The organism is Rhodanobacter sp. Soil_C_14, assembly GCF_057657335.1.
Window position 1 is genome coordinate 111,039 of record NZ_JBDGIQ010000003.1, and the last position, 16,595, is coordinate 127,633.

Below are 16,595 nucleotides of genomic sequence, written 5' to 3' on the forward strand. Positions count from 1 at the left end.
ATCAGCTTACGGAAACCGCATGAGCACCCAGATCACCCGCATCCACGCCCGTGAAATCCTCGACTCGCGCGGCAATCCCACGCTGGAAGCCGAAGTTACCCTGGCCGATGGCAGTTTCGGCCGTGCGGCCGTGCCCAGCGGCGCCTCCACCGGTTCGCGCGAGGCGGTCGAGCTGCGCGACGGCGACAAGTCGCGCTACGGCGGCAAGGGCGTGAAGAACGCGGTGGCCAACGTCAACGGCACGATTGCCGACATGCTGAAGGGTTTCGACGCGGCCGACCAGAAGGGCCTGGACGGCAAATTGATCGCGCTGGACGGCACGCCGAACAAGGGCAAGCTGGGCGCGAATGCGTTGCTCGGCGTTTCGATGGCGGCGGCGCACGCGGTGGCCGATTCGCGCGGCGAGCCGCTGTGGAAGTACCTGTCCAGCTTCAATCAGGCTGGCGGCAAGCCCGGCGCGCTGCCGGTGCCGATGATGAACATCATCAACGGCGGCGAGCACGCGGACAACAACATCGACGTGCAGGAGTTCATGGTGCTGCCGGTGGGCATGCCCAGCTTCGCCGAGGCGCTGCGCGCCGGCGCGGAAATCTTCCATGCGCTGAAGAGCGTGCTGAAGGGCAAGGGCCTCAACACGGCGGTGGGCGACGAGGGCGGCTTCGCGCCGAACCTGCGTTCCAACATCGAGGCGCTCGACACCATCCTCGAGGCGATCCACAAGACCGGCTACAAGGTCGGCAGCGAGATCCTGCTCGGCCTGGATGCGGCCAGCTCGGAGTTCTACAAGGACGGCAAGTACGACCTGGCGGGCGAAGGCAAGCAGTACAGCTCGGCCCAGTTCGTCGACCTGCTGGCCGGCTGGGCCAAGCAGTACCCGATCGTCACCATCGAGGACGGCATGGCCGAAGGCGACTGGGACGGCTGGAAGCTGCTCACCGACACCATCGGCGATCGCGTGCAGGTGGTTGGCGACGACCTGTTCGTGACCAATCCGACGATCTTCCGCGAAGGCATCGAGAAGAAGATCGCCAACTCGATCCTGATCAAGGTAAACCAGATCGGCACGCTGTCCGAAACGCTGGAAGCGATCGCGATGGCCGACGCGGCGAAGTATTCGGCGGTGATCTCGCACCGCTCCGGCGAGACCGAGGACACCACCATCGCCGACATCGCGGTGGCGACCACGGCCACCCAGATCAAGACCGGTTCACTGTGCCGCAGCGACCGCGTGGCGAAGTACAACCAGCTGCTGCGCATCGAGGAAGCGCTGGGTTCGGCGGCACGCTACGCCGGGCGCGACGCCTTCCCCAACCTCAGCCGCCTGCCGGGCTGAGCGGGCAGCCCGCTCCCATGCTGCGCTGGATCGCCGTCATCCTGATCCTGCTGCTGATCGGTCTGCAGCTGAAGCTGTGGACCGGCAACGGCAGCATGCGCGAGGTGGACACCTTGCGCGTGGCGGTGAAAAAGCAGACGGACGACAACGCAAAGCTGCTGCAGCGCAACCAGGCGGTCGGTGCCGACGTGCAGGATCTCAAGCACGGCGACCAGGCGGTCGAGGCGCGGGCGCGCACCGAACTGGGTCTGATCAAGCCGGGCGAAGTGTTCTACCAGGTGGTCGAGCCGCCTGCCGGCGCGGGCAGCAGCACGCCACCGCCGGTCGCCCAACCCGCCGGATCGCCATGAACGCGGCTCGGCTGTGGTGCGTGGTGCCGGCCGCAGGGCGCGGTACCCGGGTCGGCGGTGACTGCCCCAAGCAGTACTTGCCGCTGGCCGGACGTCCGTTGATCGAGCACACCCTGGAACGGCTCGCCGCGCATCCGCGCATCGCCGGCCTGCTGGTGACGCTGGCCGCGACGGATGCGCACTGGTCGGGCATGGAAACGCTGCACGGCAAGCCGGTGCGGGTCGCGATCGGCGGAGCGGAGCGCAGCGATTCGGTGCTGGCCGGACTGCAGGCCTTGCCGGCTTCGGTGGCCGCCGATGACTTCGTCTTGGTGCACGATGCCGCGCGGCCGTGTGTGCGCACGGCGGATATCGACAGGCTGATCGAACTGGCCAGTGCCAGCGACGGCGGCCTGCTGGGCGCGCCGCTGCGCGACACGCTGAAGCGGGCCAATGCCGTCGGGTGCAGCGAATTCACCGAAGCACGCGACCTGCGCTGGCGCGCCTTCACGCCACAGATGTTCCGTCGTGCTCAACTGTCGGCGGCGCTGGGTGACGCGGCGCGGCGCGGCGTGAATGTCAGCGACGAGGCGATGGCGATGGAACAGGCCGGCTTCGCACCGCTGCTGGTCGAGGGCGCCGAGGACAACATCAAGGTGACCACGGCAGCGGACTTCGCGCTGGCCGAATTCCTGCTTTCAAGGACTGCATGATGCGCATCGGTACAGGTTTCGATGTCCACGCCTTTGGCGAAGGCGACCATGTCGTCCTCGGCGGCGTGCGCATCGCGCATCGACGGGGCGTGGTGGCGCATTCCGATGGCGACGTGGTGATCCACGCGCTGTGCGACGCGATCTTCGGCGCGCTGGCGCTGGGCGACATCGGCCGGCATTTTCCGCCCACCGACGAACGCTGGCGCGACGCCGACAGCCGCCAGTTCCTGCGGCATGCGGCGATGCTGATGGCGCAGCACGGCTACCGGCTGGGCAACGCCGACATCACGGTGATCGGCGAGGCACCCAAGGTCACCCCGCACGCGCAGGCGATGCGCGAGAACCTGGCGGTCGACCTGGACTGCGGGGTCGGCTGCATCAGCGTGAAGGCAACCACCACCGAGAAACTCGGCTTTTGCGGCCGTGGCGAAGGGATCGCGGCCCAGGCCTGCGTCCTGCTGGAGCGCGCGTGAGCGAGATCGAGACCCGCAGTGCGGTCGGTCGCCTGCATGACCAGCTTGAAGCCATTCAGGGCGTGCTTCACCGGCAGGACGACGATGTTCCGCTGACCGAAGAGCTGCAGGCCGAGTTGCGCCTGCAACTGGATGCGCTGCATCCGGCCGATATCGCTTTCATCCTCGAATCGCTGCCGCTGGACGACCGTCTCGCGGTCTGGCAACTGGTCAAGGCCGATCGCGACGGCGAGATCCTGCTGGAAGTGTCCGACGCGGTGCGCGAGTCGCTGATCGCGGACATGGACCGGCACGAGATCCTCGCCGCGGCCGAAACGCTGGACGCCGACGAACTGGCCGACCTGGTCGAGGACCTGCCCACGGCGATGCTGCCGGAGCTGATGGCCGGCCTCGATGCGCAGCAGCGCGAGCAGGTGCAGTCGGCGCTGTCGTGGGAGGACGACCAGCTCGGCGCGCTGATGGACTTCGAGATGGTCACCATCCGCGAGGACGTCAGCCTGGAAGTGGTGCTGCGCTACCTGCGCCGCTGGGACGAACTGCCGGCGCAGACCGACAAGCTGTTCGTGATCAACCAGGACAACCTGCTGACCGGCGTGCTGCCGCTGCACTGGTTGCTGGTGAATCCGCCGGAGAAGATGGTCAGCGAGGTGATGGCGCCGGACGTCAACACCTTCCACCCGGCCGATGACGCCTACGACGTGGCCCAGGCGTTCGAACGCTACGACCTGGTGACCGCGCCGGTGGTCGACGACCGCGGCCACCTGATCGGCCGCATCACCATCGACGCGATGGTCGACGTGATCCGCGAGGAGAGCGAAAGCGAGGCACTCAGCCGCGGCGGCCTGCGCGAGGAAGAAGACATCTTCGCCTCGGTGTGGGCCTCGCTGAAGAACCGCTGGTCGTGGCTGGCGATCAACCTGGTCACCGCCTTCATCGCCTCGCGCGTGATCGGCCTGTTCGAGGGCTCGATCGAGCGGCTGGTGGCGCTGGCCGCGCTGATGCCGATCGTGGCCGGCATCGGCGGCAATTCCGGCAACCAGACCATCACCATGATCGTGCGCGCGCTGGCGCTGAACCAGATCACCGCCGAGAGCGCCAAGCGCCTGTGGCGCAAGGAACTGACCGTGTCGCTGGTCAACGGCCTGATCTGGGGCGGGGTGATCGGCCTGGTGGCGTGGTTGCTGTACGACAGCCTCTCGCTGGGACTGGTGATGACGGCGGCGATGACACTGAACCTGCTGCTGGCGGCGTTTGCCGGCGTCGGCATTCCCGTGTTGATGACGAAATTCGGGCGCGATCCGGCGCTGGGTTCCAGCGTGCTGATCACCGCGATGACCGACAGCGGCGGCTTTTTCATCTTCCTCGGACTGGCCACGATCTTTCTGGTCTAGTCCAGGCCTGGCGCGCCCGCCGCTGCACGCCTTCCGATTCATCGTTGCCGGGAAACCCCATGTCAGAACTTCCCCAAGCCTTCGGCCATCCTCCGCTGACTGCCCGAATGCGCGTCAGCGCCGAGGATTTCCAGGTCGAGGAAGTGCTGGGCCATGACGCCGACGGCGCCGGCGAACACGCCCTGTTGTGGGTGGAAAAGCGCGGCGCGAATACCGACTGGGTTGCCCGCGAACTGGCGAAGTTCGCGGGCGTGCCTCCGCTGGCGGTGGGTTTTGCCGGGCTGAAGGATCGCCACGCGGTGACCCGCCAGACCTTTTCGGTGCAACTGGCCGGCAAGCCCGATCCGGACTGGTCGGCCTTTCCCCATGCCGAGGTGAAGGTGCTGGCCGCCACCCGCCATTCGCGCAAGCTCAAGCGCGGTGCGCTGCGCGGCAACCGCTTCGTGCTGGTGTTGCGCGAGGCCGCCGGCGACCGCGCCGGGGCCGAGGCCGTGCTCGCGCAGATCGCCGCCCGGGGCGTGCCGAACTACTTCGGCGAACAGCGCTTCGGCCGGGAAGGCGGCAACGTCGCCCAGGCCCGCGCGATGTTCGGCGGGCGCCGCGTCGACCGCGACAAGCGCTCGATGCTGCTGTCGGCGGCCCGCTCGCAGATCTTCAACAACGTGCTGGCGGCGCGGGTCGAGCGCAACGCCTGGGATACGCCGCTGCAGGGCGAGATCTGGTCGCTGGCCGGCTCGCGTTCCTGGTTCGGGCCCGAGCCGTTCACGCCCGAGCTGGCCGAGCGCCTGGCCCGCGCCGACATCCATCCCTCCGGTCCGTTGTGGGGGCAGGGCGAGCCGCCCTCCGAAGAGGAAGTGGGTGAGCTGGAACGCGGGATCGCCGCGCAGGACAGTGACCTCGTGGCGGGTCTGGTGGCGGCGCGGATGGACCAGGAGCGCCGGCCGTTGCGCCTGCTGCCGAAGGACTTGCGCTGGCATTGGCTGGGCGACGATGCGCTGGAGCTGTCGTTCGAATTGCCCGCGGGCGCTTATGCCACGGTGGTCGTGCGCGAGTTGGCCACGATCGTGTAGCGGATGGTGCTGCCGGAGTCAGCCCTTGAGCAGCACGACGACCGCACCGGTGCCGCCCAACGCCGGCCGCGCCGAGGCGAACGCGATCACGTCGTCGCGCCGGCGCAGCATGCGATCGGTGAGTCCCTTCAGTACCGGCCCGGCGGATTTCGAGCGCAAGCCCTTGCCATGCACGATGCGCACGCAGCGCTGCCCGTGTTGCTTCGCTTCGGCGAGGAAGGCCACGATGCTGGCTTGTGCTGCGGCGGCGTTCATCTGGTGCAGGTCGAGGTCGTCCTGCACGCTGAACTGGCCACGCTTGAGCTGGCGCAGCAGCTTCGGCGAATAGCCATCGCGCAGGTAGGCCAGCTCTTCGCCGACTTCGAGCACGGCCGGGTCGAACGCCATGTCCAGCAGCTCGCCCGGCACGGCCGCTTCGTCGGCCTCCAGCATGTGCGGGTACGGCGCCGGCCGCGCCGCAGCCGGCGGTGCAGCCACCGGGTCGAGCACGCGCACCTCGCCGATCGCCTCGCGAAACAGCTGGCTGTCGGCATCGGTGATCGGAGCGGGCGGACGGCGCTTCATCGGGCCATGCTAACCAATGCGGCGCGGCCGGGCGAATGGCGAAAGCACCGGGGAACGGCGTGAAACCGGGGGCGCGCTCCGGTAGACTTCGAGGCTTCAGCAGTGCGCTGCCGCAGGATGGTAATGAGCACCTGCGTGTCGCTTTCCACGGAGCATCATGCGAGTTCTGGTAAGTAACGACGATGGCGTGGATGCTCCGGGCATCCGCGTGCTGGCCGAGCGTCTCGGCGAAGTGGCGGACGTGACCGTGGTCGCGCCCGACCGGGACCGGTCAGGTGCAAGCAATTCGCTGACCCTGGACGCACCCTTGCGGGTGTTGCCGATGGCCAACGGCTACTACCGGGTGGCGGGCACGCCCACCGATTGCGTGCACCTGGCGCTGGCCGGGCTGCTCGATGAGGAGCCGGACATGGTCGTGTCGGGCATCAACAACTCGGCCAACCTCGGCGACGACGTGATCTATTCCGGCACCGTCTCGGCGGCGATGGAAGGACGCTTCCTGGGGCTGCCGGCGATCGCCGTTTCGCTGGTCAGCCACGACCACAAGGGCGTGCACTACGACTCGGCCGCGAAAGCGGTGCTGCTGCTGATGAACCGCCTGCTGGTCGATCCGCTGCCCGCCGACACCATTCTCAACGTCAACGTGCCCGACCTACCCTGGGCCGACATCCAGGGCTTCGAAGTCACCCGGCTCGGGCGTCGCCATCGCGCGGCCCCCTGCATCGCGCAGACCGATCCGCGGGGTCGGCCGATCTGGTGGATCGGCCCGGCCGGCGAGGCCGATGACGCCGGCCCCGGCACCGACTTCAACGCCGTGCGGCGGGGTTTCGTCTCGGTGACGCCGATCCACGTCGATCTGACCCGGTTCCAGGCACTGGAGAAAGTCAGCAGCTGGATGCAGCCGCTCAGCGACGAGATGAGCACCGCGATGGCCGAAGGCCGCAATCCCACGAACGAGGTGGCCTGAGCCATGACGGTCTATCCACTGCCGGCGGCAGAGCTGAAGGGCGAGGGCATGACGTCGCAGCGCGCCCGCGACCGGCTGGCTGCGATGCTCAAGGACAGCGGCATTCGCGATGCGCGGGTGATCGAAGTGATCCGCAACCTGCCGCGCCATCACTTCATCGATCAGGCGCTGCATTCGCGCGCCTACGAGAATGATGCGTTGCCGATCGGCCATGGCCAGACCATCTCGCAACCGTGGGTGGTGGCGCGCATGACCGAAGCCCTGCTCGAGCATTTCGACGCCAAGCAGGGCATGCCGCAGAAAGTGCTGGAGATCGGCACCGGCTCGGGCTACCAGGCCGCGGTGCTGGCCGCGCTGGTGCCGCAGCTGTTCACGGTGGAGCGGATCGAGGCACTGTTGCGCCAAGCCCGGCGCCGCTTCCGCCAATTGGGCCTGACCAACCTGCGCTCGCGCCACGACGACGGCAAGCTGGGCTGGCCTGACGAGGCACCGTTCGATGCGATCATCCTCACCGCCGCTGGCGACACCATTCCCACCCGCATCCTCGATCAGCTCAGCCCGACCGGCGTGCTGGTGGCGCCGGTGGGTTCACCCAGCCGGCAAACGCTGATCCGCATGCGTGGCGACGGGCAGGGCGACTTCATCCAGGAAGAGCTCGGCCCGGTCAGCTTCGTGCCCCTGCTTGGCGGTATCGGCTGATGCGCCTGTTTGCCGGGTTGTACGCGCGTGCACTGAGCTGGGCGCGCGATCGCAGAGCGTTGTACTACCTGTCCGGGCTCAGTTTCGTCGAGGCGTTCATCTTCCCGATCCCGCCGGAAGTGATGCTGGCGCCGATGATGCTGGGCAAGCGGCACAAGGCGTTCTTTTTCGCCAACATCAGCCTGCTGTTTTCGCTGCTGGGCGCCCTGGTCGGCTACGTGCTGGGCCACTGGGCCTTCCACGCGCTGCGGCCCGCGCTGGATGCGCTGCATCTGCTGACGCCGATCGAACAGGGCGTGGCGGTGCTGAGCAAGCAGATGGTCGAGCATCACTGGGGCATGTTCGGCGTGCTGATCCTGGCTGCGCTGCAGCCGGTGGTGCCGATGAAGTTCGTCACCTGGGCCTGCGGCATCATCGGCGTGCCGATCCTGCCGTTCCTGGCCTGCATCGGGCTCGGCCGCGGCAAGCGCGTGTGGCTGCTTGCCTTGTTGATCCGCCTGTTCGGCGAACGCGCCGAGCGCATCCTGCACAAATACGTCGAGTGGATCGGCTGGACGGCCTTGCTGGCGCTGGCGCTGCTGCTGGTGTGGTGGTTCGTCCTGCGCTGAAGTGGTGAATTTTCCAAGCCGGGCGAGCCTGGCGGCCTCCCGCCACGGTGACGTCGCATGAAAATCACTGTCTGCCTCGGTATGCTGATGCCCATGGATCGATATCTTCAATGGCCGGCGTTGCTGGTCGCAGCCTCGCTGCTTGCTGCCTGCGGCACCATGCGCAGCTCGGTCGTGGTGGAGCCGGCGGCCGGAACGACTTATCGCCACGCCGCCGTGGTCACCCCGCCGCCAGCTCCCGCGCGTACGCCGATACCCGGTGGCAGCTACCAGGTGCTGCATGGCGACACGCTTTATTCGATCGCGTTCCGCAAGGGCGTGGATTTCCGTGACCTGGCCCAGTGGAACGGGATTGCCGTGCCATACACGATCTGGCCGGGGCAGCGCCTGACGCTGGCGCCGCCGGGCAAGCGTGCGGTGGCACCGTCGAGCGTTGCCGCGCCCGTGCAGGCGGCAGGTTCGAGCGTCGCCGCCGCGCCGGTGTTCGAGTCCGTGCCGATGCCGGCATCGCCCGCCACGGCGGCGGCCGGTGGGGTATCGGCGTCCGCGCATTCGCCTGCTGCCCCGGCAGTTTCGCCGGCGGTCACGGCGACAAAGCCGGTCAAGCCCGCGGTTGCCGCGGCGGCGCCCAGTGTCGTGCCGGTCGCCGGCGTTGCACCGGTGGCACCGGCCGCCATGCCGCCACCGGCCACGCCGGCGGCGGGAGTTTCGCGGGTGGTCAGCGGGGTGCAGTGGCACTGGCCAGCCGAGGGCAACCTGGTGGGTCGCTTCAACAGCGCCGATGCGATTCCCGGCATCGAGATCGCGGGCAAGTCCGGCGATCCGATCCGGGCGGCCGCCGATGGCGTGGTGGTCTACAGCGGCAACGGCCTGGTCGGCTATGGCGAACTGGTGATCATCAAGCACAGCGACAGCTTCCTGTCGGCGTATGGCCACAACCGCAAGCGGCTGGTCAAGGAAGGGCAGCAGGTGAGCAGGGGGCAGCAGATCGCCGAGATGGGCTCGACCGGCACCACCCGCAACGAGCTGGAATTCCAGATCCGCAAGGACGGCAATCCGGTCGATCCGCTGGGCTATCTGCCGCAGCGTTGATGCGGCCGGTCACCGCCCGGGCCGCGGCCCGGGCGCAGCGGCAATCAGCTTGGTGGCAATCAGCCTGGCGGCAGGATGAAGGCGGCGACCACCCGGCGGCCTTCGTCGGCCAGCAGGTTGTAGGTGCGCGCTGCAGCGGCGTTGTCCATCACCTCGATGCCGATGTTCCTGCGCAGGAAGCCTGCCATGAACGCGGCCGCCGGAAAGGTCTGGCGCACGCCGGTACCCAGCACGACCAGCTCGGGGTTCAGTGCCAGCAAGGCTTCGACATGGCTGGCATCGAGCGTTTCGGGAGCCGTGACGGGCCAGTTCTCGATCGCCCTGTCCGGTGCCAGCAGGAAGCTGGAGGTGAGTTCGCGATCAATCAGGGTGATGCCGTGCGCGGCCACCCGGCGCACGTACAGATAGCCTTCGGGGCGTTCCAGCGACAGATCCATCAGCGTGGCAGGGCGATCTTCGGTTCGTCGACATTGCGGCGGAACAGCACCACGACATGGCCGATCTGCTGGATCTGCTCGGCGCCGGTGCCGCCGGTGAGCACGTCGATCTGCGCCTGGCGCTCTTCCTTGTCGCCGCCGGAAAGCTTGATCTTGACCAGTTCGTGGATATCCAGCGCCTGGTTCAGTTCCTTCACCACGGCCTCCGTGGCGCCCTTGTTGCCCAGCAGGACGACCGCGCTCAGGTCATGGGCGAGGCTGCGCAGGTAACGGATCTGCGAGGAGGAGAGGGCCATGCGGTGGGACTCGATTCACGGTTGATGAACGGCAAAGGGTATCATGCGGGTATCCCGTTCCCCAATCGACGATTGCACGACATGGCCCGCAGCAAAAGCAGTGCAGTATGGCTGCGCGAACATTTCAACGACGAATACGTGAAAAAGGCCCAGGCCGAAGGCCTGCGCTCGCGTGCCGTATACAAGCTGGAGGAGCTGCTCGAACGCGACCGGCTGCTCAAGCCGGGCATCAACGTGGTCGACCTCGGTGCGGCGCCGGGCAGCTGGTCCCAACTGGTGCGCAACCGGCTGGGTGACAGCGGCAAGGTCTTCGCCCTGGACATCCTGCCGATGCAAAGCATCGCCGGGGTGGACTTCCTGCAGGGCGACTTCCGCGAGGAAAGTGTGTTGAAGGAGCTGGAGTCGCGCCTGGATGGCCTCAAGGTCGATCTTGTACTGTGCGACATGGCCCCCAATATGAGTGGAGTGGCCCTGGCCGACCAGATCCGCGCGATGGCTTTGTGCGAACTGGCGCTCGACTTCAGCCGGGAATGGCTGAAGCCGGGCGGATCGTTCCTGATCAAGTTGTTCCAGGGTGTCGGCTTTGACGATTACTTGCGCAGCTTGCGCGCGGACTTCAGCCGCGTGACGATGCGTAAACCTAAGGCCTCCCGCGCGCGTTCGCGTGAGGTATATGCGCTGGCGACGGGCCGCAAGCCCGTCGCGGCGTCACCGGGCGAGAACCGTGCATGAATGAAACAGCGAAAAATGTGTTGCTCTGGGTAATCATCGCGGTGGTGCTGTTCACCGTGTTCCAGAACTTCAACCCGCGTGGCGCCGCTTCCACGGACATGGCCTACAGCGCGTTCGTGCAAAGCGTGGACAACGGCAACGTGGCCAACGCCACGATCGGCGCCGACCAGCCCGCCACGATCAGCGGCAAGCTGAAGGATGGCAGCGCGTTCCGCACCGTCGCCCCGATCCTGGGCTTTTCCACCAGCCAGGTGGTCAAGCAGATGCAGGACAAGGGCGTCGAAGTCCGGCAGGACCCGTCCGAAGGTTTCTCGCTGATCGGCCTGCTGGTGAGCTGGCTGCCGGTGCTGCTGATCGTGGGCGTGTTCATCTGGTTCATGCGCCAGATGCAGTCCGGTGGTGGCGGCCGCGGCGCGATGAGTTTCGGTCGTTCGCGCGCGAAGCTGCAGGGCGAGGACCAGATCAAGGTCAACTTCGGCGACGTGGCCGGTTGTGACGAAGCCAAGGAGGAGGTCGGCGAACTGGTCGAGTTCCTGCGCGATCCGTCCAAGTTCCAGAAGCTCGGCGGCAAGATTCCCCGTGGCGTGCTGATGGTCGGTCCTCCGGGCACCGGCAAGACCCTGCTGGCGAAGGCCATCGCGGGCGAGGCCAAGGTGCCGTTCTTCTCGATTTCCGGTTCGGACTTCGTCGAGATGTTCGTTGGCGTCGGCGCCAGCCGCGTGCGCGACATGTTCGAGCAGGCCAAGAAGCATGCGCCCTGCATCATCTTCATCGACGAAATCGACGCGGTCGGCCGTCATCGCGGCGCCGGCCTCGGTGGCGGGCACGACGAGCGCGAGCAGACCCTGAACGCCTTGCTGGTCGAGATGGACGGCTTCGAGGGCAGTGAAGGCATCATCGTCATCGCAGCGACCAACCGTCCCGACGTGCTCGACCCGGCCCTGTTGCGTCCGGGCCGCTTCGACCGCCAGGTCGTCGTGGGGCTGCCCGACGTGCGCGGTCGCGAGCAGATCCTCAAGGTGCACATGCGCAAGGTGCCGACCGCCAGCGACGTCAACGCCATGACGATCGCCCGCGGCACCCCCGGTTTCTCCGGTGCCGATCTGGCCAACCTGGTCAACGAGGCCGCCTTGTTCGCCGCGCGCGAGAACGCGCGTGAAGTGCGCATGAGCCACCTCGACAAGGCGCGCGACAAGATCCTGATGGGTACCGAGCGTCGCTCGATGGCGATGAGCGAGGACGAGAAGAAACTGACCGCCTATCACGAGGCAGGTCATGCCATCGTCGGCCGCCTCGTCCCCGAGCACGACCCGGTCTACAAGGTCACCATCATTCCGCGTGGGCGCGCGCTTGGCGTCACCATGTACCTGCCCGAAGGCGACAAGTACAGCATCAACCGGGTGGCGATCCAGTCGCAGCTGTGTTCGCTGTATGGCGGCCGCGTGGCCGAGGAGCTGATCTTCGGCGCCGACAAGGTCACCACCGGTGCCTCGAACGACATCGAGCGGGCCACCAAGATGGCGCGCAACATGGCCACCAAGTGGGGCCTGTCGGACGAACTTGGCCCGATCACCTACGGCGAGGACGAGGACGAGGTCTTCCTCGGCCGCTCGGTGACCCAGCACAAGAGCATCTCCAACGAAACCGCGAGCAAGATCGATGGCGTGGTGCGGGGCATCCTGGATCGCGCCTATGCGCGCAGCACGGAACTGCTGACGGCGAATCTGGACAAGCTGCACATGATGGCCGACGCCCTGCTGCAGTACGAGACGATCGACGCACACCAGATCGACGACATCATGGCCGGGCGCGTTCCCGGACCGCCGGCGGACTGGACGAAGAGCGCCTCCACCGGCAGCACGCCGCCACCGCCGCCGCCGAAGGGCGACACCGGCTCGGCCGTGGGCAAGGTCGGTGATCCGGCGCCGCAGAGCCGCGACAGGTGGAATGGCTGATCGTCGTTTGGACGGCTATTCGGGCAACAGGGAAAGGGCGACCGATGGTCGCCTTTTTCATGGCCGGACCATCGGCGACAAATTTGATGAAGAAATTTTGCGAAAAGGGTTGACGCAAGAGGTCGGAGTCTGAATAATTCCGCTTCTGGCTTCGCCGGCTTGTTCCCCAGACAACCGCCGGTTCGGCTGAAAAGTTTCACAGTGCGCCCGTAGCTCAGTTGGATAGAGTACCTGGCTACGAACTAGGTGGTCGGGAGTTCGAATCTCTCCGGGCGCACCATTTTTATTCCGGGACAGGGTGTCTGCATCCGTCCTGTTTTCAACCAGGAGCCTGCAAGGTCCGCGTTGGAAACGGTGGTGAGGAAATACCAAGGTGTGCTTCGATACGATTGACTGGGCGAGGCGTCACCCGTAACATTTCAAGGCTTCGGTGGCGAGATGACCGGGGATTCGAAAAGCGGGGTATAGCTCAGTCTGGTAGAGCGTTGCGTTTGGGACGCAAAAGTCGGGGGTTCGAATCCCTCTGCCCCGACCAGCGACACGTTCTGCCGACAGGACGGCGCCTGTAGCTCAACCGGATAGAGCATCGGCCTTCTAAGCCGACGGTTGCAGGTTCGAGTCCTGTCTGGCGCACCAGTATCAAACGATGGTGGATGTAGCTCAGCTGGTTAGAGTCCCGGATTGTGATTCCGGTTGTCGTGGGTTCGAATCCCATCATCCACCCCAGTTTCAAATCCGTCCATGCGGATACAATCAGTTCATGGGCCGTTAGCTCAGTTGGTAGAGCAGTTGACTCTTAATCAATTGGTCCACAGTTCGAATCTGTGACGGCCCACCAATAAAACAGCCACCCAGGGAAACCCGGGTGGCTGTTCTCTTTGCGGAATCCGAAAGCCGCGACCGTGATGAAGTCACGAGGCTGGCGGTGCGGGGCGAACCCGAGGGTTCGCTCTGCACCGCCATGGCCGAGGTGGTGGCCTCGTCCTCAGATGGTCTTTGCCAGTCCGTCGGCCACGCCGATGTAACTGCCGGGCGTCAGTTCCAGCAGCCGCTGTTTCGCCTCGGCCGGAAGATCCAGGCCGGCGATGAATTCGCGCATCGAGTCCCTGGTGATGCCGTGGCCACGGGTCAGCGCCTTGAGTTGTTCGTAGGGCTGCGGCAGGCCGTAGCGGCGCATCACGGTCTGCACGGCTTCGGCCAGCACTTCCCAGCTGGCGTCGAGGTCGGCGCCGATGCGCTCGGCGTTGACGTTGAGCTTGCCCAGACCCTTCTTCAATGACTCCAGCGCCACCAGGCCGTGACCGAACGCGGTGCCCAGCGCACGCAGCACGGTGGAGTCGGTGAGGTCGCGCTGCCAGCGGCTGATCGGCAGCTTTTCGGCGAAGTGGCCGAGCAGCGCATTGGCGAGACCGAAGTTGCCTTCGGCGTTTTCGAAGTCGATCGGGTTGACCTTGTGCGGCATGGTGGAGGAGCCGACTTCGCCGGCCTTCAGCGTCTGCTTGAAGTAACCCAGCGAGATGTAGCCCCAGATGTCCCGGGCCAGGTCGATCAGGATGATGTTGGCGCGGCGCACCGCGTCGCAGTATTCGGCCACGTTGTCATGCGGTTCGATCTGGGTGGTGTAGGCGTTGTAGTCGAGGCCCAGGCTTTCGACGAAACGCTGCGAGAACGCGCGCCAGTCCACTTCCGGGTAGGTGATGACGTGGGCGTTGTAGTTGCCCACGGCGCCGTTGATCTTGCCGGAGACTTCGACCGCCACCAGCTGCTGGCGCTGGCGCTCCAGGCGCGCCACCACGTTGGCGATTTCCTTGCCCAGCGTGCTGGGCGAGGCGGTCTGGCCGTGGGTGCGCGAGAGCAGCGGCAGGTTCGCGTTGTCGTGGGCCATGTCGCGCAGCTTGCCGATCACGGCGTCGAGCTGCGGCAGCAGCACGCCGCTGCGGGCGTCGCGCAGCATCAGCGCGTAGGACAGGTTGTTGATGTCCTCGCTGGTGCAGGCGAAGTGCACGAATTCCTTCGCCTGCGCCAGGCTGGCGTCGGCGCCGATCTTTTCCTTGATGAAGTACTCGACCGCCTTGACGTCGTGGTTGGTGGTCGCCTCGATCGCCTTGATCCGCTCGCCGTCGGCTTCGCTGAAGTTTTCCGCGATGGCCTTCAGGGTGGCGACCTGGGCTGCGTCGAAAGACGGCAGCTCGACGATCTTCGGTTCGGCGGCCAGCGCCAGCAGCCATTCGATCTCCACCTGCACGCGGCGGTGCATCAGGCCGAATTCGCTGAAGATCGGGCGCAGCGCTTCGACCTTGCTGGCATAGCGGCCATCCAGCGGCGACAGGGCGGTGAGGGCGTGGTTGGACATCGGGGCGTTCCGGCGAGGGGAAACCGCCATTTTACATTGACGGCGCGTCCGTGCCCGGCGGCTTATAGTGGGCGGACGCATCCGTTCTCCCTTGTATCCCGAACGTGGCGCCGCCCCCGATCCATCCATTTCCCAAGGATCTTCCCCATGAGCAATTTCCGCATCGAACACGACAGCATGGGCGAGCTGAAAGTCCCCGCCGACGCGCTGTACGGCGCGCAGACCCAGCGCGCGATCGACAACTTCCCGATTTCCGGCCTGCACCTGCCGCGCCCGTTCATCCGCGCCCTGGGCCTGATCAAGGCGGCCGCGGCCGAGGTCAACGTCGCGATGGGGCATTTGAAGAAGAACCAGGCCGCGGCGATCCGCAAGGCGTCGATGGCAGTGGCGGAAGGCCAGCATGACACGCAGTTTCCGATCGACATCTTCCAGACCGGCTCGGGCACCAGCACCAACATGAACGCGAACGAGGTGATCGCGCACCTGGCGGTGGCGGCGGGCGCAAAGGTGCATCCGAACGACCACGTCAATTATGGGCAAAGCTCGAACGACGTGATCCCCACCGCAATCCACGTCAGCGCCACGCTGACCACCAGCGAGCAGTTGCTGCCCGCGCTGAAGCATCTGAAGAAGGCGATCGACCAGCGCGCCCGCGAGCTGAAGAACACGCCCAAGACCGGCCGCACCCACCTGATGGATGCGATGCCGATCACCTTTGGCCAGGAGCTGTCGGGCTGGGCTGCACAGATCGGCTCGGCGATCGAACGCATCGAGGATGCCCTGAAGCGCATGCGCCGCTTGCCGCAGGGTGGCACGGCGGTGGGCACGGGCATCAACGCCGATCCGAAGTTCGGTCCGGCGATGGCGCTGCAGCTGAAGAAGCTGACCGGGGTGAAGTTCGAGTCGGCGGAAAATTATTTCGAGGGCATGGCCGCGCAAGACGCAGCGGTGGAACTGTCCGGCGCGCTGAAGACGCTGGCGGTGGCGCTGATGAAGATCGCCAACGACCTGCGCTGGATGAACTCGGGTCCGCTGGCTGGCCTGGGCGAGATCGAGCTGCCGGCGCTGCAACCGGGTTCGTCGATCATGCCGGGCAAGGTCAACCCGGTGATCCCGGAGGCGGTGGCGATGGTCGCCGCCCAGGTGATCGGCAACGACGCCTCGATCACCATCGCCGGCCAGTCCGGCAACTTCCAGCTCAACGTGATGCTGCCGCTGATCGCGCACAACCTGCTGCAGTCGATCGGGATACTGGCCAACGTCAGCGTGCTGCTGGCCGACAAGGCGATCGCCGGGTTCAAGGTCAACAAGGCGAGGGTCGACCAGGCGCTGGCAATGAACCCGATCCTGGTCACCGCGTTGAACCCGGTGATCGGCTACGAGAAGGGCGCCGCCACGGCCAAGCTGGCGTACAAGCAGCACCGGCCGATCATGGAGGTGGCGCTGGAAACCACCGGCTTGTCGAAGAGCGAATTGAAGAAGCTGCTTGATCCGCTGACGCTGACCCGCGGCGGCATTCACGGCGAAGGCAAATAACCTGTCTGCAGCCTGGAAAGAAGTGGCCCGCACCATGCGGGCCACTT

At 66.2% G+C, this 16,595-nt stretch carries 18 protein-coding genes and 5 tRNA genes; 19 read left to right on the plus strand and 4 right to left on the minus strand.

Annotated elements, in window-relative coordinates:
• Positions 1-19: 19 nt before the first annotated feature.
• Genes eno through truD form a run of 6 tightly spaced genes read left to right on the plus strand, consistent with a single transcriptional unit; the run spans position 20 to position 5,309 of the window.
• Positions 20-1,333: a phosphopyruvate hydratase gene (eno, locus tag AC3A56_RS09060; protein WP_056764722.1), complete on the plus strand. Its 1,314-nt coding sequence runs from the start codon at positions 20-22 to the stop codon at positions 1,331-1,333.
• Between the two features lie 17 nt (positions 1,334-1,350).
• A complete protein-coding gene (gene ftsB / locus AC3A56_RS09065; protein ID WP_007809116.1) occupies positions 1,351-1,683 on the plus strand; it encodes a cell division protein FtsB in 333 nt (110 codons plus the stop codon).
• Complete coding sequence (gene ispD, locus AC3A56_RS09070; protein WP_487770099.1) at positions 1,680-2,375, plus strand: 2-C-methyl-D-erythritol 4-phosphate cytidylyltransferase; 696 nt, start codon at positions 1,680-1,682, stop codon at positions 2,373-2,375. The genes ftsB and ispD overlap by 4 nt, the downstream gene beginning before the upstream one ends.
• Positions 2,375-2,848, plus strand: a complete 474-nt coding sequence (ispF, locus tag AC3A56_RS09075) for a 2-C-methyl-D-erythritol 2,4-cyclodiphosphate synthase (protein ID WP_056718403.1) — start codon at positions 2,375-2,377, stop codon at positions 2,846-2,848. Before ispD ends, ispF begins: the two co-directional genes overlap by 1 nt.
• Positions 2,845-4,239, plus strand: coding sequence for a magnesium transporter (gene mgtE, locus AC3A56_RS09080; protein ID WP_056718369.1), 1,395 nt, complete (start codon positions 2,845-2,847; stop codon positions 4,237-4,239). Before ispF ends, mgtE begins: the two co-directional genes overlap by 4 nt.
• 59 nt (positions 4,240-4,298) lie before the next feature.
• Positions 4,299-5,309 carry a tRNA pseudouridine(13) synthase TruD gene (gene truD / locus AC3A56_RS09085; RefSeq protein ID WP_487770100.1) on the plus strand — a complete coding sequence of 337 codons (1,011 nt, stop codon included), beginning with the start codon at positions 4,299-4,301 and terminating at the stop codon, positions 5,307-5,309.
• A gap of 18 nt (positions 5,310-5,327) precedes the next feature.
• Here the strand turns inward: truD and AC3A56_RS09090 are convergent, their stop codons facing one another.
• Positions 5,328-5,873 (minus strand): Smr/MutS family protein, encoded by a 546-nt coding sequence (locus AC3A56_RS09090; protein ID WP_487770101.1) that lies wholly within the window; start codon positions 5,871-5,873, stop codon positions 5,328-5,330.
• A gap of 157 nt (positions 5,874-6,030) precedes the next feature.
• Between AC3A56_RS09090 and surE the strand changes: the two genes are divergently transcribed.
• From surE to AC3A56_RS09110, 4 genes are all read left to right on the plus strand, one after another.
• Positions 6,031-6,840 carry a 5'/3'-nucleotidase SurE gene (surE, locus tag AC3A56_RS09095; RefSeq protein ID WP_056764728.1) on the plus strand — a complete coding sequence of 270 codons (810 nt, stop codon included), beginning with the start codon at positions 6,031-6,033 and terminating at the stop codon, positions 6,838-6,840.
• 3 nt (positions 6,841-6,843) lie between these two features.
• Positions 6,844-7,539: a protein-L-isoaspartate(D-aspartate) O-methyltransferase gene (locus AC3A56_RS09100; RefSeq protein ID WP_056764729.1), complete on the plus strand. Its 696-nt coding sequence runs from the start codon at positions 6,844-6,846 to the stop codon at positions 7,537-7,539.
• A complete protein-coding gene (locus tag AC3A56_RS09105) occupies positions 7,539-8,147 on the plus strand; it encodes a YqaA family protein (RefSeq protein ID WP_007809099.1) in 609 nt (202 codons plus the stop codon). Before AC3A56_RS09100 ends, AC3A56_RS09105 begins: the two co-directional genes overlap by 1 nt.
• An 81-nt stretch (positions 8,148-8,228) precedes the next feature.
• Entirely contained in the window at positions 8,229-9,239 is a 1,011-nt protein-coding gene (locus tag AC3A56_RS09110) for a peptidoglycan DD-metalloendopeptidase family protein (protein WP_487770290.1), read from the plus strand.
• 59 nt (positions 9,240-9,298) lie between these two features.
• Here the strand turns inward: AC3A56_RS09110 and AC3A56_RS09115 are convergent, their stop codons facing one another.
• Together AC3A56_RS09115 and yhbY are read right to left on the minus strand one after the other, a co-directional pair.
• Positions 9,299-9,676, minus strand: coding sequence for an Mth938-like domain-containing protein (locus AC3A56_RS09115; protein ID WP_487770102.1), 378 nt, complete (start codon positions 9,674-9,676; stop codon positions 9,299-9,301).
• Positions 9,676-9,972, minus strand: a complete 297-nt coding sequence (gene yhbY / locus AC3A56_RS09120; RefSeq protein WP_056718376.1) for a ribosome assembly RNA-binding protein YhbY — start codon at positions 9,970-9,972, stop codon at positions 9,676-9,678. The genes AC3A56_RS09115 and yhbY overlap by 1 nt, the downstream gene beginning before the upstream one ends.
• Positions 9,973-10,053: 81 nt before the next feature.
• Here yhbY and rlmE point away from each other — a divergent pair, with 81 nt between their 5' ends.
• The 8 genes from rlmE (at position 10,054) to AC3A56_RS09160 (ending at position 13,497) form a co-directional block, all read left to right on the plus strand.
• Positions 10,054-10,704, plus strand: coding sequence for a 23S rRNA (uridine(2552)-2'-O)-methyltransferase RlmE (gene rlmE / locus AC3A56_RS09125; protein WP_056764735.1), 651 nt, complete (start codon positions 10,054-10,056; stop codon positions 10,702-10,704).
• Positions 10,701-12,659 (plus strand): ATP-dependent zinc metalloprotease FtsH, encoded by a 1,959-nt coding sequence (gene ftsH / locus AC3A56_RS09130; protein ID WP_056718378.1) that lies wholly within the window; start codon positions 10,701-10,703, stop codon positions 12,657-12,659. Before rlmE ends, ftsH begins: the two co-directional genes overlap by 4 nt.
• Positions 12,652-12,792: a hypothetical protein gene (locus AC3A56_RS09135; protein WP_204108800.1), complete on the plus strand. Its 141-nt coding sequence runs from the start codon at positions 12,652-12,654 to the stop codon at positions 12,790-12,792. The genes ftsH and AC3A56_RS09135 overlap by 8 nt, the downstream gene beginning before the upstream one ends.
• 70 nt (positions 12,793-12,862) lie before the next feature.
• A tRNA-Arg gene (locus AC3A56_RS09140) sits at positions 12,863-12,939 on the plus strand.
• Positions 12,940-13,117: 178 nt separating this feature from the next.
• A tRNA-Pro gene (locus AC3A56_RS09145) sits at positions 13,118-13,194 on the plus strand.
• Positions 13,195-13,218: 24 nt separating this feature from the next.
• A tRNA-Arg gene (locus AC3A56_RS09150) sits at positions 13,219-13,295 on the plus strand.
• 13 nt (positions 13,296-13,308) lie between these two features.
• Positions 13,309-13,385, plus strand: a tRNA-His gene (locus tag AC3A56_RS09155).
• Positions 13,386-13,421: 36 nt separating this feature from the next.
• Positions 13,422-13,497: transfer RNA gene (locus AC3A56_RS09160), tRNA-Lys, on the plus strand.
• Positions 13,498-13,644: 147 nt separating this feature from the next.
• Here AC3A56_RS09160 and purB read toward each other — a convergent pair.
• A complete protein-coding gene (gene purB / locus AC3A56_RS09165; RefSeq protein WP_487770103.1) occupies positions 13,645-15,012 on the minus strand; it encodes an adenylosuccinate lyase in 1,368 nt (455 codons plus the stop codon).
• 147 nt (positions 15,013-15,159) lie between these two features.
• Between purB and AC3A56_RS09170 the strand changes: the two genes are divergently transcribed.
• Complete coding sequence (locus AC3A56_RS09170) at positions 15,160-16,548, plus strand: class II fumarate hydratase (protein ID WP_487770104.1); 1,389 nt, start codon at positions 15,160-15,162, stop codon at positions 16,546-16,548.
• The last annotated feature ends 47 nt before the right edge of the window (positions 16,549-16,595 follow it).

Coding starts and splice junctions, on each gene's coding strand:
- eno (WP_056764722.1), top strand. CDS start 20: ATGAGCACCCAGATCACCCGCATCCACGCCCGTGAAATCCTCGACTCG.
- ftsB (WP_007809116.1), top strand. CDS start 1,351: ATGCTGCGCTGGATCGCCGTCATCCTGATCCTGCTGCTGATCGGTCTG.
- ispD (WP_487770099.1), top strand. CDS start 1,680: ATGAACGCGGCTCGGCTGTGGTGCGTGGTGCCGGCCGCAGGGCGCGGT.
- ispF (WP_056718403.1), top strand. CDS start 2,375: ATGCGCATCGGTACAGGTTTCGATGTCCACGCCTTTGGCGAAGGCGAC.
- truD (WP_487770100.1), top strand. CDS start 4,299: ATGTCAGAACTTCCCCAAGCCTTCGGCCATCCTCCGCTGACTGCCCGA.
- AC3A56_RS09090 (WP_487770101.1), bottom strand. CDS start 5,873: ATGAAGCGCCGTCCGCCCGCTCCGATCACCGATGCCGACAGCCAGCTG.
- surE (WP_056764728.1), top strand. CDS start 6,031: ATGCGAGTTCTGGTAAGTAACGACGATGGCGTGGATGCTCCGGGCATC.
- AC3A56_RS09100 (WP_056764729.1), top strand. CDS start 6,844: ATGACGGTCTATCCACTGCCGGCGGCAGAGCTGAAGGGCGAGGGCATG.
- AC3A56_RS09105 (WP_007809099.1), top strand. CDS start 7,539: ATGCGCCTGTTTGCCGGGTTGTACGCGCGTGCACTGAGCTGGGCGCGC.
- AC3A56_RS09110 (WP_487770290.1), top strand. CDS start 8,229: ATGCTGATGCCCATGGATCGATATCTTCAATGGCCGGCGTTGCTGGTC.
- AC3A56_RS09115 (WP_487770102.1), bottom strand. CDS start 9,676: ATGGATCTGTCGCTGGAACGCCCCGAAGGCTATCTGTACGTGCGCCGG.
- yhbY (WP_056718376.1), bottom strand. CDS start 9,972: ATGGCCCTCTCCTCCTCGCAGATCCGTTACCTGCGCAGCCTCGCCCAT.
- rlmE (WP_056764735.1), top strand. CDS start 10,054: ATGGCCCGCAGCAAAAGCAGTGCAGTATGGCTGCGCGAACATTTCAAC.
- ftsH (WP_056718378.1), top strand. CDS start 10,701: ATGAATGAAACAGCGAAAAATGTGTTGCTCTGGGTAATCATCGCGGTG.
- AC3A56_RS09135 (WP_204108800.1), top strand. CDS start 12,652: ATGGCTGATCGTCGTTTGGACGGCTATTCGGGCAACAGGGAAAGGGCG.
- purB (WP_487770103.1), bottom strand. CDS start 15,012: ATGTCCAACCACGCCCTCACCGCCCTGTCGCCGCTGGATGGCCGCTAT.
- AC3A56_RS09170 (WP_487770104.1), top strand. CDS start 15,160: ATGAGCAATTTCCGCATCGAACACGACAGCATGGGCGAGCTGAAAGTC.